Annotated in this window: 15 protein-coding genes and 1 pseudogene; 13 read left to right on the plus strand and 3 right to left on the minus strand. The window is 62.8% G+C overall.

Going from position 1 to position 17,244, the window contains the following annotated elements:
• The first annotated feature begins 20 nt into the window (after positions 1 to 20).
• Positions 21 to 1,214 (plus strand): DUF932 domain-containing protein, encoded by a 1,194-nt coding sequence (locus V6582_RS21460; protein ID WP_156634909.1) that lies wholly within the window; start codon positions 21 to 23, stop codon positions 1,212 to 1,214.
• Positions 1,215 to 1,389: 175 nt separating this feature from the next.
• Positions 1,390 to 3,549, plus strand: coding sequence for a ParB/RepB/Spo0J family partition protein (locus tag V6582_RS21465; protein ID WP_349508996.1), 2,160 nt, complete (start codon positions 1,390 to 1,392; stop codon positions 3,547 to 3,549).
• Positions 3,550 to 3,666: 117 nt separating this feature from the next.
• Here the strand turns inward: V6582_RS21465 and V6582_RS21470 are convergent, their stop codons facing one another.
• Entirely contained in the window at positions 3,667 to 4,323 is a 657-nt protein-coding gene (locus tag V6582_RS21470; RefSeq protein ID WP_156634531.1) for an SEC-C metal-binding domain-containing protein, read from the minus strand.
• 30 nt (positions 4,324 to 4,353) lie between these two features.
• Positions 4,354 to 4,590, minus strand: a complete 237-nt coding sequence (locus tag V6582_RS21475) for a hypothetical protein (protein WP_060719734.1) — start codon at positions 4,588 to 4,590, stop codon at positions 4,354 to 4,356.
• Between the two features lie 209 nt (positions 4,591 to 4,799).
• Here V6582_RS21475 and V6582_RS21480 point away from each other — a divergent pair, with 209 nt between their 5' ends.
• Positions 4,800 to 5,951, plus strand: a complete 1,152-nt coding sequence (locus V6582_RS21480; RefSeq protein ID WP_156634530.1) for a C2H2-type zinc finger protein — start codon at positions 4,800 to 4,802, stop codon at positions 5,949 to 5,951.
• On the opposite strand, the gene V6582_RS21485 is transcribed toward V6582_RS21480, so the two are convergent.
• Positions 5,944 to 6,639, minus strand: coding sequence for an alpha/beta fold hydrolase (locus tag V6582_RS21485; RefSeq protein ID WP_337739386.1), 696 nt, complete (start codon positions 6,637 to 6,639; stop codon positions 5,944 to 5,946). The two genes, V6582_RS21480 and V6582_RS21485, sit on opposite strands and share 8 nt — an antisense overlap.
• On the opposite strand from V6582_RS21485, the gene V6582_RS21490 reads away from it, so the two are divergent.
• The 10 genes and pseudogenes from V6582_RS21490 to V6582_RS21535 all read left to right on the plus strand — a co-directional run bounded on the left by V6582_RS21490 (position 6,586) and on the right by V6582_RS21535 (position 17,163).
• The gene (locus V6582_RS21490) at positions 6,586 to 6,738 is read left to right on the plus strand and encodes a hypothetical protein (protein WP_234823925.1); all 153 of its coding nucleotides are present in this window, start codon (positions 6,586 to 6,588) and stop codon (positions 6,736 to 6,738) included. The two genes, V6582_RS21485 and V6582_RS21490, sit on opposite strands and share 54 nt — an antisense overlap.
• Positions 6,739 to 6,980: 242 nt before the next feature.
• Positions 6,981 to 11,317, plus strand: a pseudogene (locus tag V6582_RS21495) (strawberry notch-like NTP hydrolase domain-containing protein).
• Entirely contained in the window at positions 11,317 to 12,360 is a 1,044-nt protein-coding gene (locus V6582_RS21500; RefSeq protein ID WP_156634529.1) for a DUF7146 domain-containing protein, read from the plus strand. Before V6582_RS21495 ends, V6582_RS21500 begins: the two are co-directional and overlap by 1 nt.
• 329 nt (positions 12,361 to 12,689) lie before the next feature.
• Positions 12,690 to 13,625 carry a DUF2493 domain-containing protein gene (locus tag V6582_RS21505; protein WP_156634528.1) on the plus strand — a complete coding sequence of 312 codons (936 nt, stop codon included), beginning with the start codon at positions 12,690 to 12,692 and terminating at the stop codon, positions 13,623 to 13,625.
• 163 nt (positions 13,626 to 13,788) lie between these two features.
• Positions 13,789 to 14,205 carry a hypothetical protein gene (locus tag V6582_RS21510; RefSeq protein WP_156634527.1) on the plus strand — a complete coding sequence of 139 codons (417 nt, stop codon included), beginning with the start codon at positions 13,789 to 13,791 and terminating at the stop codon, positions 14,203 to 14,205.
• Between the two features lie 691 nt (positions 14,206 to 14,896).
• Positions 14,897 to 15,298 (plus strand): single-stranded DNA-binding protein, encoded by a 402-nt coding sequence (locus V6582_RS21515; protein ID WP_156634526.1) that lies wholly within the window; start codon positions 14,897 to 14,899, stop codon positions 15,296 to 15,298.
• Between the two features lie 461 nt (positions 15,299 to 15,759).
• Entirely contained in the window at positions 15,760 to 15,924 is a 165-nt protein-coding gene (locus V6582_RS21520; protein WP_171430984.1) for a hypothetical protein, read from the plus strand.
• 186 nt (positions 15,925 to 16,110) lie between these two features.
• Positions 16,111 to 16,347: a transcriptional regulator gene (locus V6582_RS21525; RefSeq protein ID WP_060719728.1), complete on the plus strand. Its 237-nt coding sequence runs from the start codon at positions 16,111 to 16,113 to the stop codon at positions 16,345 to 16,347.
• A gap of 113 nt (positions 16,348 to 16,460) precedes the next feature.
• Complete coding sequence (locus V6582_RS21530) at positions 16,461 to 16,724, plus strand: DNA -binding domain-containing protein (RefSeq protein WP_156634525.1); 264 nt, start codon at positions 16,461 to 16,463, stop codon at positions 16,722 to 16,724.
• A 127-nt stretch (positions 16,725 to 16,851) separates the two neighbouring features.
• Complete coding sequence (locus tag V6582_RS21535; RefSeq protein ID WP_234889856.1) at positions 16,852 to 17,163, plus strand: transcriptional regulator domain-containing protein; 312 nt, start codon at positions 16,852 to 16,854, stop codon at positions 17,161 to 17,163.
• Positions 17,164 to 17,244 lie beyond the last annotated feature (81 nt).

Below are 17,244 nucleotides of genomic sequence, written 5' to 3' on the forward strand. Positions count from 1 at the left end.
CCGTCATGGAGATTGGTCTCATGAATATGCAGGTTCTGGATGGCCGCCGTGACGCGACCGGCGGCTACAAGGTGGATGTCAGCCGCGGCGAACGGATCGGCCGCGTGTCGTCCGAATGGTTCTCGCGCCCAGCGGACGAACGCTATCTGTCACTCAACGAGCTGATGGATTCCGTGCGTAACCGGGCCGAGCGTAGCCGGACGCGCGTGGTGGAAAGCGCGCTCATCCATGTGGAGGCAAGCCGCACAGATGCCGAGCGGCTGTCCCTGATCTTGCCCGGTTCGGACATGCCGGTCGCGCCGACGCATTGGAGCTTCGGCCAGCTCGCAGCCCAAGTCGGTGCTCCGGCCGCCTATCTACGCCAGCTCCCGGCGGCGCTTGCCGGTATAAATCTGCAATATGGCCTGACCTCCAATCGGGCTGAGCAGATCAAGACGCTGGAAACCGATGATGGCCGCGTTGAATTGCGTGCCGTGACCGGCCCGGACTATGGGCGCATCTACGATTATGAGCTGGTCGAGGCCGTGCAGCGCATCGCCGGCAATGGCACCGGGGATACCCGGTGGAAGACGCCAGGGGTGCTCGACTGGTCTACCGGGATCTATAATCCGCGCGTCGACATCACCAAGGACACGACGACGCTCTATGCGAGCGACCGCGACGTATTCCTCTTTCTCGTCGATGATCTGAACCCCATCGAGGCCGGCCGGCTGTCGGATGGCTCGCCCGATCTCTACTTCCGCGGCTTCTATTGCTGGAACTCGGAAGTCGGGGCGAAGACGCTCGGCATGGCCAGCTTCTACCTCCGTGCGGTCTGCCAGAATCGCAATTTGTGGGGCGTCGAGGATTTCGAGGAAATCACCATTCGCTACAGCAAATATGCGGCCTTCCGCTTCGCCCACGAGGCGGCTCCGGCGCTGCAGAACTTCGCCAACTCCTCGCCAATGCCCTTCATCAACGGCATCAAGGCTGCCCGCGAACGGATCGTCGCGAAGAGCGACGAGGACCGCACCGACTTCCTGCGCCGACGTGGCTTCTCCAAGGCGGAAACCGGCAAGATCATCGACACGGTGCTGGCGGAAGAAGGCCGCCCGCCCGAGTCAATTTTCGATTTTGTGCAGGGGATCACCGCAGTCGCACGTGACAAGCCCCATCAGGATGCCCGCCTCGACCTGGAGGCCAAGGCCAAGAAGCTGCTCGATCGCACAGCCTGAAATCCGTGAAGCCGGAGATGCGGGTCTCCGTTTTTCCGGCTATGCGCGTTCCTGCCTTCCCGTATGTCCGGTTGCGTGGCGCTGCCCTCATAGAGTGAGAGGGCGGCGCTTCGCTTCGTGACGGGTTGGAGGTCGAGAGAGAGGCTCCCGACCGCTCGTCGCGGAGATTATCCCGATGGCTACTGCCACTCAAAAAATCACCCTGTCGTCCTCGCGCGACATCCCCTTCAACAAGCTCATTTTGAGCCAATCGAACGTCCGCCGCATAAAGGCCGGAGTCTCGATCGAAGACCTTGCGGTGTCGATCGCGCGTCGCGGCCTGATCCAGAGCCTTCACGTCCGGCCAGTCCTCGACGCCGACGGACAGGAAACCGGGATGTTCGAGGTTCCCGCTGGCGGCCGCCGCTATCAGGCTCTCGCGATCCTGGTGAAGCAAAAGCGCCTCGCCAAGACCGCGCCAGTTCCCTGCGTCGTCGGCGACGCTGCCAGCGGCATCCTCATGGAGGAAATCTCGTTCGCTGAGAACGACGAGCGTGTTCCGCCACATCCGCTCGACCAATACCGTGCCTTCCAGACCATGCGCGACAAGGGCATGACCGAGGAAGACATCGCCGCCGCCTTCCTCATCGACGTCAATGTCGTCAAGCAGCGTCTGCGCCTGGCCTCCATCTCGCCGGTGCTGCTTGACATCTATGCCGAAGACGGCATCGAACTGAAGCAGCTTATGGCCTTCACCGTCTCGCAGGATCATGCGCGCCAGGAGCAGGTCTGGGCAGCGATCAAGGACGGCTGGCAGAAGGAGCCGTGGCAAATCCGCCGCATGCTCACCGAGACTGCGGTACGCGCATCTGACAAGCGCGCCGCGTTCGTCGGCATCGACGCCTACGAGGCGGCGGGCGGCTACCTCCTGCGCGATCTGTTTGAGGACGACCATGGCGGCTGGCTGCAGGACCCGGTCCTGCTCGATCGGCTGGTTGGCGAAAAGCTGAAAACCATCGCCGAGGAAATTGCCGGCGAAGGCTGGAAATGGGTCGAGATCGCCGTCAACTTTCCCTATGGCCATGACGAGGGTCTGCGCGAGCTTGTCGGCACGACAGCCAATCTGACGGACGAAGAGCGTGCTGCCCGCGAGGCGCTTCGTGACGAACATGATCGTCTGGAAGCCGAATATGCCGAGGCCGACGATCTGCCTGACGAGATCGATCATCGCCTTGGAGAGATCGAGCAGTCGCTTGACGCTTTCGAGCAGCGCCCGATGATCTACGATCCGGCTGAGATCGCCCGCGCCGGCGTTTTCGTCAGCATCGATCGTGATGGCGATCTGGTCGTCGATCGCGGCTATGTCCGCCCCGAGGATGAAGCTCCGCTCGCTATCGATGGCGAAGCGAGCAATGATGATCCCGATGTCGTTGCTTCAGAAGTCGGCGCCAACGCCACCATCCAGCGGGCCGTCACCACCATCGGCGGTCAACCGGTCGCGCCGGAAGAGGATGACGAGGAGGATGTCATCAAGCCGCTGCCGGAACGGCTCGTAATCGAGCTGACCGCACATCGGTCGCTGGCGCTTCGCGACGCGGTCGGCGCCAATCCTCATGTGGCGCTCACGGCCCTTTTGCATAAGTTGGTTCGCGACACCTTCCAGCGCATCAGTACGTCGGGTGCAAGCCTGCAAGCTTCGGTCAATCAGGTCTCCTTCCGTGAGCAGGACAAGGATCTCGCCGAGGCACCCTATGCGAAATCCGCTACGCAACGGCATGAGGAGTGGAAGACGGATATTCCGGCCGACGATGACGCGCTCTGGGACTGGCTTGCCGTGCTAGACGAGACCAGCCGCCTGGCGCTGCTCGCCCATTGCGTCGCCTACGGGGTCAACGCCCTATACGAGCGTCCGAATCCCCACAGCGCCACCGGGATATCGCAGGCAGCCCTTGATCGCCGTATGGCCGAGGCTGATCGGCTGGCGCGCTCCACCGGCCTCGACATGGTGGACGCGGGCTTCCGGCCCACGGTTGAGAACTATCTCGGCCGGGTGACTAAGCCGCGCATCCTCGCCGCCGTCCGTGAAGGCGCTGGCGAGCGTGCGGCCCAGCTCATCGTCCATCTGAAAAAAGGCGACATGGCGGTGGAGGCCGAGCGCCTTCTGGCGGATACCGGCTGGCTGCCTGAACCGCTGCGCCTTGCCGATCTCGATGGCGAGGCTGCCGCAGAGGTCACGGCGGCCGAAGCGGATGGCGCGGGGGAGGCGCTGCCCGATTTTCTCGCCGGTGACGACGAGGACGATATGGACGATGCCGACAACGACGACGATCATGGTGCGACGATCGCGGCCGCATAGACGCGACGCAGGGCCGATGTGGTCGGCCCCGCATTTCTGGTCCCCTTCAGACAAGGCGTTCCGCTGTCCGGCGGAGCGCCTTTTCTCATGCCAGGCTCGGCCATCCCTTCCTGCTTGTCAGGGATGGAGCTGTATCAGTGGTGAGCAGCACTTCTTGAATTTCTTGCCGCTCCGGCAAAAGCATCGATCATTCGGTCCGGTATGGCGACCGAGGTCGACGAAGACGGCACCAAGCCTTTGCTGGACGTCTCGTCCGAGTGCTGCGAGATGGTTACGGTCCATCGTGAACTGGTTTCCCACGGAATGCCGCTCGATCGTTCGCTGTAATGTGTCGGCAGCCCGTATCCAGTCCGAAACGCTCGCAAACCGACCGAGGCTCTTCTTGATATTGATCAGCCGCTTTTGTCCCACGAAATCGTATGTGCGGACAGGGTCCGGGAGAAACAGGATTCTCGTCTCACCGTTTATCGGCGGGGTGATATCGATCAATACCCCGTCCTTCTCCCACACTGCATGATGTTCCGCCTCGATGAACACGCGCGGCCATTCCCAGATCAGCCAGCCATAGACGAACGATCCGCCGTCACGGTCCACCTTGGCCGAGACATTGTTGAAGCATTCTGATGGTTGCGCATCGCCATCGGGCCGGACTGCAACATAGGACGGCCTGGCGTCGGCATTAATGCCGGCGCAGAACTCCACCACGGCGGGGCTGATCTCATTCGGCGACGTCGTATAGCTCTTCTTGAACAGGTCGGTGCTGATTGCGGGCACGCCGATCCTCCGGGTTCGGTGTTACGGCTATCAGTCGCGTTGCACGACGACGACCTGCGACAGGCCCCGGTCGATGGCCTGTTCCTTCGCCCGCTCTATCACCTCGTTCAGAAGGATGTCGAAGGGGCCGGAGCCTCTCCGGTCCTCTTTGTCGCTGATGTGGAAATAACCTTTTTCACTGGTGCCGGGAACGCCGTCCCTGTGAACGCGCACAACGATGTGGCGTTCGTCCGGCATTTCGGGCGGTGCCCAGATAACTGTTACCATTTTTCGGCCTCCATAACCCATGCACTTGCCGTCACCATAGCGTCATCGACAAGACGGGCCATGTCCGCACCAGGAATCATCCTGTGTAGCGAGAATATCTCAACTCATGGTGGACGGTTCCGATTTATGATCTTCTCCTGCTTATTTCCTTCTGGACAATAGTTTGAATATCCGACGAAACAATATCGCCGCTACATTTGGGGGATCGCATGGAAGTCGAAGGACAAACGATCCGGGCGATATGGGATGCGTTGCAAAGACCGGAGCCGTCCGATCGCCCTGTCCCGGTTTCGTTGGCCACAAGGATCGCGGAAACCGGATGGGCATTGACGGCTGATATCGAAGATTTGCTGCTGATGCTCGACCGCAGATCGGACCCGCCTGCGGTCATCGATATCGAAAAGTTCACCGCCGCGCTCAACCTGCCGTTTCGCGCTGTGTTCTCGCGCCCGAAACATCGGCTCGATGACGGTTTCGGTCATTCCATGCTTTCCGCGATCGATGCCGCCGCCTTTTGCATCTTCATCGAACGGCTGGGCTTCCGGATCGATCTGACGACCTTGTGCGCTCGGCTCAAGGGGGCAATTCCGCCGGTTTCCCATCTGAGCGAGGACGAGATCTCGGTTCTCTTCTATGATCAGAACCGTCATCGCATGCCGCCTGTGACCCTCTCGGCGCCTCATCGGCCATGGCGGGGAATGCGCACGATGCGACACAAGACGGGATCGGGCTACCGACTGGAATATGTGATTGATGACAATGGCGAGCCCTTGTGGCTGAAGATCGTCGCTCCGAAATATCGCAAGCGCCCAGAGACGCAATCCGTGACCTGCCCCGATTGCGGAATGCTCTACGTCAAGGGCCTGCGGACCGACGAACAGGTGCACCGGTCGTTCCACCGCAAGCGTTTTGCCATCATCGACCCGAAGCCGAACCGGCAATTCGCAGATGCATTGTCCCGCGATCTCGACGCTCCCTGGGTGGATGCGTCGTCACCGAAATGGAAACGCAAGGCGGTTTATGATCGGGCGCTCGAGTTGAAGCGCGAGCTGAGCTACGATTTCGTGCAATGGCAGACCGACCCCGATCACGACAGTGAAGCGGTCGGGTTTCTGTTTTCCGATGACGAGGACCGGATCGTCGGTGCCTGTGCGTTTCGCCCCCAGCCGGCTGGACGCGGTGACAACCCTTGGCGGCTCGACTGGATATGGATGTGCCCCGATGCGCGGCGCCGGGGTCTGTTGGGGCGCCAGTGGGATCGCTTTCGTCGGCGGTTCGGTGTCTTCGACATCGAGCCGCCGATCTCGGAAGCGATGCAGGCGTTTTTACGCAAGCGAGGATGCGCCGGCCTGATCAGGTGATCGTTTCGAGGAATTCGGCCAGCAGCCTGTTAAATGCCTGCGCCTCCTCGCGATGGACGGCATGACCTGTCCCGGCGAGCCGGATCGGCTTGCCCGTCCAGACGTTCCGGTAAGAGAGGCTGTCGACATAGTCCAGATTGACGACGGGATCGTCAGCGCCGTTGATGATCAGCAGGGGGATCGCCGTCGTTTCGGCCACCTTGCGCTGGTCGCTGGTTTTGCCGGCCTGTGCGTCTTCCATCATATATTGCCGCGCCCGGCCGTCGGTGCGCCGGATCGCGGCGAGGAACGTTTCATTGCCTTCGTCCTTTTCCCCGAGCGCCATCCTGGCGATCATCCCAACCTGTTCTTCGGTAATGACGAGGCTGCCGGTATAGCCCATGTCCGGGCTGGGCACGAAACCGGCGATCAGTCCCTCGATGCTGTTTTCGATCGGCGGCGTGCCGAAAATGGCGGCGCCGGCAATCGACGCTTCGTGGCGCGCGAGCAGTTCCAGCGCGACATGACCGCCGAGTGAATGGCCGAGCACCGCGTATCGTGTCATGCCGATCCCGGTCAGCAATTCGGAAACGGCATTCGCATAGCCGCTCATGCTGTAGCTTCGACGTGGGTCTGTCGCGTCGGAGGAGCCTCCGTGACCGGGCAGGTCGATGGCAATGGTTCGGTATGTGTTCCCGAATGCCGCAATCTGGGGCGCAAAGCTCTCCTTGCAAATAGAGTTGGCGTGCAACATTACAATCGCAAGGCCATCGGCGCGATTATCGTAAAAAGCTATTCTGCCGTGTGATGTGTCGAAAAACTGTTCTTCCATATGTTCTCTCATGTCGCTTGTCGTTCATGTCGCCGTCCCCGATTTGATGGGACGGTTGCCACGCATGTTCATGACGCGGAGGGAAGCCGCAATATGCAAATCTGCATGTAACGGCGGTTGTCGGAAAGGAAGAGGACCGTGGGACGGGTTTGAGCCCGGGCGGTCGAGAGAGAGCGCTGCGCGGGCTTCCCGTTCCCGCTCTCCTGAGGCTTCCTCTCATGAACATCGCCTTGCCCGTGGCCGCTCCGGTCGCCCCTGTTGCCCATGCGCCCGCCATTCTCGCGGCCGCTAATCATCTTCTCGACTATCTCGAACGCGGTGAGCGCGTCGACACGACTGTCCTGCGCTCGGCCATGGAAACCGCCTTCGGTGTGTCCGATTCCAGCGGAGTCTGGAATTGGAAAGCGGCCTACGACGCTTGCGAAGTCGCCACGGTCCTGTTTCTGCGCAAATACGGACGTGCGCTTTTCCGTAAAGCCGTCTCTCCGGTTTCGCGGCTTTCCGCCCTGTCGAAAATCGCCGGCCTCCTACCGACCCAAACCCGCCGCTCGGAAGAGAGCCAGGCATTCCAGCAGTTCTCGACGCCGGTTCCGTTGGCCTTGGCGGCGGTGACGGCGGCGGCCGTCACTGCGAACGACATCGTGCTCGAACCTTCCGCGGGGACCGGACTTCTCGCCATCCTGGCCGAGATCAGCGGCGGCACGCTCGTCCTGAACGAGTTGGCTGAGGTCCGCGCCGATCTGCTCGCCTCTCTCTTTCCGGCCATCGCCGTCACCCGCGTCGACGCCGCGCAAATCGACGATCATCTTGCACCAGGCGCGGTGCCATCCGTCGTACTGATGAACCCACCGTTCTCCGCCCTGGCGAACGTCTCCGGCCGCGTGGCCGATGCCGGCTTCCGCCATATCGCCTCGGCGTTGAACCGCCTCGCGCCCGGCGGACGGCTGGTGGCGATCACCGGCGCCAATGTTGGCCCGGATATTCCCGACTGGCGCGACGCCTTCGTCCGCTTGCAGGACCGGAGCACGATCGTCTTTTCCGCCGGTATCGCCGGCTCGGTCTATGCCAAGCACGGCACGACCTTCCCGACAAGGCTCACGGTCATCGACAAGGTGCCTGCCGAGGATCCCGCCATCGTCCCGGCCTCGCCGGGCGTGGCGCCGGACGTCACCACGCTGCTCGGCTGGATCGAGGCTCAGGTTCCGCCACGTCGGCCTGTCGCGTTGCCGGAAATCCCGGCGCAGCGCCCGGCCACGGCGCCCCGCAGCGAGCGCGGCTATCTCGCCCGCTCGGCCGTTTCGCGTCCGGCTGCGTCCGTCGCCGATCCCGAAGGCGTGGAACTGGCTTATGAGAGGGTGGATTGGACGCCGCCTGAGGCGCGCATCTAACCGACGCCATCTATGAAGAATACGGATTGCAGTCGATCCGCATTCCCGGCTCTCAGGCCCATCCGACCAAGCTGGTCCTGTCCGCCGCGATGGCGAGCGTCGCGCCGCCGAAGCCGAGCTATCGGCCGATGCTGCCAGCCAACATCCTCGGCCTCCTGTCCGACGCCCAGTTGGAAACCGTGGTCTATGCCGGTGAGGCCCACTCCGACTATCTCGCCGGATCGTGGACGGTCGATGACACCTTCGACGTCATTCAGGCCGCACCGGCCGACGCCGCGAAGGCGGTGCGTTTTCGCCGCGGCTTCATGCTCGGCGATGGGACCGGCGCGGGCAAGGGACGCCAGTCGGCCGGCATTATTCTGGACAATTGGTTGCGCGGTCGCCGCAAGGCCGTCTGGGTCTCGAAATCCGACAAGCTGATCGAGGACGCGCAACGTGACTGGTCGGCGCTCGGCATGGAGCGCCTTTTGGTTACGCCGCTCTCGCGCTTTCCTCAAGGCGCAAGGATCACCCTGTCGGAAGGCATCCTATTTACAACCTATGCTACGCTACGCTCCGACGACCGTGGAGAGAGGGTTTCCAGGGTCAGGCAGATCGTCGAATGGTTGGGCTCCGACTTCGATGGAGTGATCATTTTCGACGAGAGCCACGCAATGCAGAACGCCGGCGGAGGCAAGGGAGAACGCGGCGATGTCGCCGCCTCACAGCAAGGACGCGCAGGGCTGCGGCTGCAGCACGCGCTTCCCGACGCGCGTGTCGTCTATGTCTCCGCCACCGGCGCCACCACCGTCCGCAATCTCGCCTATGCGCAACGGCTTGGCCTCTGGGGGGCTGAGGATTTCCCCTTCGCCACGCGCGCCGAGTTCGTGGAGGCGATCGAGGACGGCGGCGTCGCGGCCATGGAGGTGCTGGCCCGCGATCTGCGGTCGCTGGGTCTCTATACCGCCCGCTCGCTCTCCTATGATGGGGTCGAATACGAGCTGGTCGAGCACAAGCTGACGGACGAGCAGCGCCGCATCTACGATGCCTACGCCGGCGCGTTCGCGATCATCCATAACCATCTCGATGCGGCGATGGAGGCGGCCAACATCACCGGCAGCGACGGCACGCTGAACAGGCAGGCTAAGTCAGCCGCCCGCAGCGCCTTCGAATCGGCCAAGCAGCGGTTCTTCGGGCACCTCTTGACCAGCATGAAAACCCCGACATTGCTCCGCTCGATCGAGCGCGATCTCGCGGCGGGCCACGCTGCCGTCATCCAGATCGTCTCGACTGGCGAATCGCTGATGGAGCGCCGGCTGGCCGAGATCCCGACCGAGGAATGGAATGACGTCCGCGTGGACATCACGCCGAGGGAATATGTTCTCGACTACCTTTCTCATTCCTTCCCGGTCCAGCTCTACGAGCCGTTCAGCGACGCGGAGGGCAACCTGTCGTCGCGGCCGGTCTTCCGTGACGGTCAGCCCGTCGAAAGCCGCGAAGCCGTCGCCCGGCGCGACGAGCTGATCGAGCGGCTCGCCAGTCTGCCGCCAGTTCCCGGTGCGCTCGACCAGATCGTCCAGAGATTCGGCACGGACACGGTGGCGGAGGTGACGGGCCGTTCCCGGCGCATCGTCCGCAAGGTGGACGCCACTATGTCGGGCGCCGAATCTCTGGGCGATCGCCTCGTCGTCGAGAACCGCGCACCATCCGCCAATCTGGCGGAGACGGCCGCCTTCATGGACGACCTGAAGCGCGTGCTGGTCTTCTCGGACGCGGGCGGGACGGGGCGTAGTTACCATGCCGAACTGTCGGCCCGGAATCTCCGCCTGCGCGTCCATTATCTGCTGGAGCCCGGCTGGAAAGCCGACGCGGCCATTCAAGGCCTTGGCCGGACCAACCGGACGAACCAGGCGCAGCCGCCCTTGTTCCGTCCGATCGCGACCGACGTGAAGGCGGAGAAGCGCTTCCTCAGTACCATCGCCCGGCGTCTCGACACGCTCGGCGCGATCACGCGGGGTCAGCGTCAGACCGGCGGCCAGGGCCTGTTCAGGGCCGAAGACAATCTGGAATCGCCATACGCGCGCGCTGCGCTGCGCCAGCTTTATCTCCTGCTCGTGCGGGGCAAGATCGAGGGATGCTCGCTTGATCGTTTCGAGGCGGCCACCGGCCTGAAGCTGATGGACAGTAACGGCATCAAGGATGAGTTGCCGGGTATCACGACCTTCCTGAACCGGCTTCTGGCGCTCACCATCGAGCTTCAGGGAATCCTGTTCACCGCCTTCGAGCAATTGCTCGACGCCAAGGTGCAGGGAGCCATCGCCAGCGATGTCTACGACATCGGATTGGAGACGCTGACGGCCGAGAGCTTCGTCGTCACCGACCGCAAGACGATCTACACCCATCCGGCCACCGGAGCCGAAACGCGGCTGCTCACCATCACCGAGCGGCGGCGCAACCGGCCAATGACGCTCGACGATGCCTTCGGCTGGATCGCCGACGGCAACGGCAAGCTGCTGGCCAATGCCAAGTCAAGTCGTGCCGCCGTGCAGGTTCCGGCGCCTTCGCTGATGCTGGACGATGGCGAGATCGAGCGGCGGGTGCGGTTGATCCGGCCGATGGAGCACCACCATGCTTCGCTGAAGATGATGGCGGAAAGTCATTGGGAGGAAATCGACCGCGAGACGTTCGCCGCCATCTGGAGCCGCGAAGCCTCGGAAGTGCCGGCCTTCTCGGACAGCACCATCCATGTGGTCGCCGGGCTTCTGCTGCCGGTGTGGAAACGCCTGCCGAATGAATCGACGCGTGTCTATCGGCTACAGACCGATGACGGCGAGCGAATCATCGGTCGCCGCGTCTCTCCGGCCTGGGCCGCCAATGCGACTGCGCCCGGCAGGACCGTGCTTGCAGGTGATGATGCCTTCGCCGCGCTGATGGACGGCCGCACGATCCTCGATCTTGCCGAGGGCCTGCAGCTTCGCCGCGTCCGCGTCATGGGCGCGAACCGCATCGAGCTTTCCGGCTTCAGCGAGGCCATGCGCGAGCGGCTGCGCGCGTATGGCCTCTTCACCGAGATCATCTCGTGGAAGCTCCGCTTCTTTGTTCCAACTGATGCCACGGGCGTCACGGCGCTCGGCAAGCTGCTCGAAACCTATCCGGTCGAACGCGTCGCCGAACGGGAGGTAGCGTGATGTCCCGTCACGATGCCTCAGACCTGGCAATCCGTCTCGGCCGACATGCCGAGGCGGTCTGCCGCCATTATCTCTCGTCCGGCCACCGTGCCGGGCGGTACTGGCTGGTCGGAGATCCCCAGAACAGCCCCGGCCGGTCGATGTTCGTGCGCCTTGCCGGGCCGGAAACCGGCAAGGGAGCCGCAGGGAAATGGACGGACGGCGCAACGGGCGAACACGGCGACCTGCTTGATGTCATTCGCGAGGCACTTGGTCTTGTCGACTTCAAGGACGTGGCCGAGGAAGCACGCCGTTTCCTCTCGCTCCCACACCCCGAGCCGGAAAGGACGAGGACACCGACCGGCAGGACATCGAGCATGGCGGTTAGCTCGCCCGAAGCGTCGCGGCGGCTCTTCGCCATGTCGCAGCCGATCGGCGGCACGCTTGCGGAAATCTACCTCAACGGGCGGGCGATCACGTCGCTCTTCGGCACCGCCGCGCTGCGCTACCATCCGCGCTGCTTTTACAGGCCCGACGAGCATTCTCCCACTGAGACATGGCCGGCGATGCTCGCTTCCGTCACCGACCTTGCCGGACGGCAGACCGGCGCGCACCGCACTTGGCTCGCCCCGGACGGTTCAGGCAAGGCGCCTGTTGAAACGCCGAGGCGGGCGATGGGCGACCTTCTCGGGCACGGCGTCCGCTTCGGCGTGGCCGGCGAGGTGCTCGCCGCCGGAGAGGGGATCGAGACCGTGCTGTCGCCCCGCCAGGTCTTGCCCTACATGCCGATGCTGGCGGCGCTGTCGGCCGCGCACCTCGCTGCCATCCTGTTCCCGGCAACGCTGCGCCGGCTCTATGTCCTTCGCGATCGCGATCCGGCCGGGGATGGGGCAAGGGACAGCCTGACCGCCCGAGCGGAGAGCGTCGGCATCGAGGCGATTGCGCTATCGCCGGTTGGCGAGGACTTCAACGACGATCTGCGCTGGCGCGGCACCGATGCCCTCCGGGCGGCTTTGAAGGATCAGCTTCATCCCGAAGACATCAGCCGGTTCATGGAGGGGTAAGGAGATCGCCGGTGGATGAGGCGCGCCCCAGGCATCCCCACCTGCCGTCTCCGTCATGCCCGGAAACATCCTTCCTCGTCGGAGAGAGCGGCGCCCACGGCCTTCTGAGAGGGCGATCGGCTCACAAACAGGCCGGCCGGGCAATGGCGCGGCGGCCGACTATTTTCCGCCGGCGGGGACGAGCCCGCCTTTGCAGCGCGAGACAAAATAGTCGGCCTTGGCCATCAAGGCCCTCGCGAGAGTGCGATGGCTGCCAGTCCGTCTCGCCTGTGAGCTTCGACGCCTGCGAAGGCCGCGATGGACGCGGTCTCAGACGAAGGATGCTCCCGATGATGAACGAAGACGACAACGTAGGCTTCGAGCCGGTCCACGCCTCATCTCCCGCCGATCATCTCCTCACCGAACTCCAGCTCTATGGCTGGCGTCCGTTTCAGGACGAACCCGATCCGAGGCCGCTTCCGGAAGGCAATATGGTCGCCGCCGCGGTCACAGATATCTTCGACGCCCTCGTCGCCACACTCGGCGATACCCGCCTCGAACCCGATCTCGACGATCTGCTCTGGGGGACGGTCAATCTCTTCCACCGGGCCACCGGCCGGGTGGAGCGCGACCTCGACGACAACGAGCAGGCGCAGCGCCGCCTTCAGAGGGAACAGGACGGCAGCGAGGTGAAGTCGGTCGAACTGGAGCGCCTGACGGCAGAGGGGCAGACCCTGATCGAGCGGCGCAACAGCATGGAACTCTTCCGAGACCTCTCGGCGGAAGCTTTCGAGCACCACACCGGCACGCCCTGGCGGCCGCGCACCGGCTCGATGGTCAACCATCGCCATCTGACTTCGGCGATGATCGACAGCCGCGACTTCCTTGCCGCGAAGCGCCGGGCCGACACCGAGGTGATGGTGCCCGCCGGTCCCAAGGTTGCCGTGACCGGCGGTGCCGACTTCAGCGACCATCGCCTGATCTGGGCGAAACTCGATCAGGTCCATGCAAAGCACCCCGACATGGTGCTGCTGCACGGCGGTACGCCGAAGGGCGCCGAATTGATCGCTTCCCGCTGGGCAGATCACCGCAACGTCCAGCAGGTCAGCTTCAAGCCCGACTGGACAAAGCACGGCAAGGCCGCGCCCTTCAGGCGAAACGATGCCATGCTCGATGTCCTGCCGGTCGGCGTCCTCGTCTTCCCAGGCACAGGGATTCAGGAGAACCTTGCGGACAAGGCCCGCAAGCTCGGCATTCCCGTCATGAAGTTCGACGGTGGCGCGTAAAGCGCCGCCGCCCGGCGCCTGTCTCGGCCGCCTTTACCTGACGGAAGTCCCAATTCCGGGTCAAATAAAGCATCCTTGCAGCAACGGTGAAACAGCATAGTCGCAGGTGGAACGTATCAGCCGGCAGCCTGTCGTGATCCTCAACCGTTCATCTGGAGTTTCCATGACGCTGATTCTGCTTGCCATTTCCTTGATGATCACGCTTTGCGTCATCGCCTATAATTTCGTAATCTATGCCTTGCCGTTCATGGCCGGGCTGACCGCCTTTCAATACGTCTGTGGAATGGAAGCCGGGTTTCTGATGTCAGGACTTGCCGCCATCGTGGCGGCTCTGCTTTCGGTGGCGCTGGTGGTCGCCGTTATCGGCTTTGCCAAAAATCCGGGTTTGCGCCTGATAGCGCTCGCCGTCTTCGCTGTGCCTGCCATGATCGCCGGCTATGCCCTCGTTCACGGCGTGACGAAGAATTTCGTCGACTCCGCGATCGTGTTGAACCTGCTCGGCGGCGCAGGCGGCCTGTTCATCGGCATCTCTGCGATGCTCAATCTCAACGCGCTCGGTACCTCCGTCGTCTCGCGTTGATACGGCCGTCGCGATCTGCCGCTCCCTCGGAAAATCCCGGCGGCTTGCGGCTCGGTGCCTCCGGCTCCCCGATCAAAACGGGCCGTTGTGTCAGCGTCGTGTCCGCCACGATTTTCTATTTTGCCTCGCTCGGTTCGGAAAGCGGATCATCGAATCCCAACACCGCGGGCGCATGCAGTCGGCGCCCTGCCGGTCGGCTCGCTTGGCGCAGTGGGCAACCGCGAGCACCTTCATTTCCCCATGTCCCCCAATGTTCCTGGATCGAGCTTTCTGCCATTGGGACGCGGAGCGATGCCATCGGCCTGAAGCTCGGTAGCCGTTATTGTCCCAGCCCGCCTGTCCGGCTGGAGACAAGGTTGCCGGTAAAGGGGGGGCTTGCTGCTGCCCCGATAATGGGATTGCAGCGGCATCCTGTCAGAACGGTGCTGCCGGCGGGGACGAAGATCCTGCTGTGCGGCCCCGTTTGGGCTCTCAAAGGGACCATCCCTCCGACTGACTGATCCCCTAAGTCCGTTCAGTTTCCGACCGCAACCCCCGCGGTTTCGGACCGAGTTGGCGCAAAGCGCCTGCCCACACCACTCCGACCTTGGGGGTCAAGCTGCCGCCGAGGCGTCAGTGCAGGCGTCTCCTGACGGCCTTGGCCGGGTCTCATCGAAGGGATGGTCCCTCCGAGGAGCAACGGAGACTCACAATGCAGAACATCGTCATTCTCGCCGGCAACATCGGCCAGGACCCCGAAACCCGCAATACCCAGAGCGGCACTAGCATCACCCACTTTACCCTGGCGACCTCGCGCCCACGCTACTCGGAAGGCAAGGTGGTCCGGGACAATAACGGCTACCGGGTCCAGGACACCGAATGGCACCGCATCACCGCCTTCAACGGCCTCGGCAAGACGATCCAGGAACATTGCGAGAAAGGCATGAAGGTTCTGGTTCGCGGCCGCATCCACTACACCAAGTGGACCGACCAGCAAGGAAACGACCGCTACGGCTGCGAGATCATCGCCGAGACGGTCGATTTCCTGAACCGGGCGAAGCAGACCGATAACGAAGATGATCAGTTCACTGACGACAGCGACATCCCGTTCTGAGCGGGATGCCAGGAGCCCGGCGGCGCAAGCCGCCGGGATTTTCGTGTTCGCGTTGATCACGACCATCGGGTTCAGGCCAATCTCGTCCGGCGACGACTGAAGCCCTGTCCGGCTCAGGCGAACAAATCTCGCCCAGTCCCATCCGGTCATATCTGGAGGCGGGCATCACGTTCCATCTCTGGGGCACGCCAAGGATCGAGACCAACAGGGTGGCGCATCGAACAGTTGCAACGATGGGTGCTGCAAGGTTTTCCGGTTCTTGCCTACGCTCACCATTCCCCGCTCTTTGAGACGCAACCTTGATTTCAATCCCGGCCTTTCAGGGTCAACCCTTGCAGGGTCCGCTACGCGAGCGTGCGGTCGCGTCGGCCTTGCCTCCGCGATGCCCCCGGTCGGGACCAAAACACTTCGGGCGCCTGTCGAGCGGGGGATGGTCCCCGCCTCCAAACAGGAGCCGGAAAATGTCCCTTGCAGACGCTCATGCCTACGCCCTCAGCCTCGCCGCCACCCTGATGGTCTCGATCGTCATCTTCCGTGCCGGCGACGGAACCGTCAGCGTGATGCCCGCCACCGAGTATGACGGTGATGACGAGACCGTCATCAGGGAGATCGATCCATTCGCCTGACGGTAGAGCTTCGGCTCCGCCGTCGGGCCTCGGCGTTGCAGCCGCCGGGCTGCAACCGAACCAGATGAGGGCGAATGCCATGGTTCACGCCTTTTCAGCACGTTCCCGCTGGCATTCGCAGCCAAGAGCGACTAAAATAGCCGTAGTTTTGGAATGCGCGCAGGTCTATGTGGGAGGTGATCATGCATGATCACCGCCCGACAATTTCGGGCCGCGCGTGCGTTACTGGCTTGGACACAGGAGACGCTCGCTGACAAGGCCCGGGTATCATTGACCGCGCTCAAGCGCCTCGAATCCGAAAGCGGTCTCGAGGTGTATGAGAGCACGCGCGATCAGGTACGACGGGCTTTTGAAGACAACGGGATCGTCTTCCTCAACTCCGGCCCTGATGTGGGAGTGATGCTTGTCAGCGAAAAGCGCTAATTCGGAATCGATCATTAGCAGTGCGCATATTCCCGAGCCCAAATTTTACTATACCATTACAATTCCGCTATCGATCGCCAGCAATTTGGGCAAAAGCGGAAGGGGAGGACTGCATGACCAAGGTTAAACTCGCGGACTGTCCGCCGACCGACGCCGAACTCACGGCCTACGACCGCGAACACCTCAAGCTTTACCTGCGTCTTCTCGATGCGGACGCGGAAGGCGCCGATTGGAAGGAGGTTGCCGAAGTCGTACTTCGCCTCGATCCCAAGCGCGACACCGAGCGGGCTCACCGGATCTATGCAGCTCACCTTGCGCGAGCGAAATGGATGGCCGAACACGGCTTTGCCGACCTTATGCGCTCAAGTCTTCATTGATCACTGTCGCACATGATGCAAAACCTGCATCACGTTACGCGACCTTCGTTGTTCCCAAAAGCCGAGCGAGTTGAGATTGTCCCCCCTCCGTAACCCACAGTCGTAACGTGCGTGGAGGTTTGGAGGAATGCCGCAAGACCAAGACTGGCGATCGAATGCCAATTATGACTTTGTTGATCAATTGACGACGTCCGAACTTGCCTGGGAATTCCTTCGCCGGAACCAGGATTACCGCCAAGCCTACCGCGATCTTTCCGCTCGTGGACAGCTTCACAGCGACCAGGCGCGCGAGGTCGCTGAAAAATGGGGATTGTGCTTTTGTTGCAGATCCTCAACGCACAGCACTCGACCAGCCCGTCTTCTGGACCCCGATTGCCGACCCCGGAGCCATTCTGCTCCACAGGGGCTTATTCGCTTCAAGCGATACTGGGACTGCTGAAGAATTCATCCGAGCACACGCGGTCGATAGCTCTGGCGACGGATGCCTGCGGCTCAGCGTCAACGAAGAACGTCTCGAGGT

It is taken from the genome of Agrobacterium vitis, assembly GCF_037039395.1.
Lineage (GTDB): Bacteria > Pseudomonadota > Alphaproteobacteria > Rhizobiales > Rhizobiaceae > Allorhizobium > Allorhizobium vitis_E.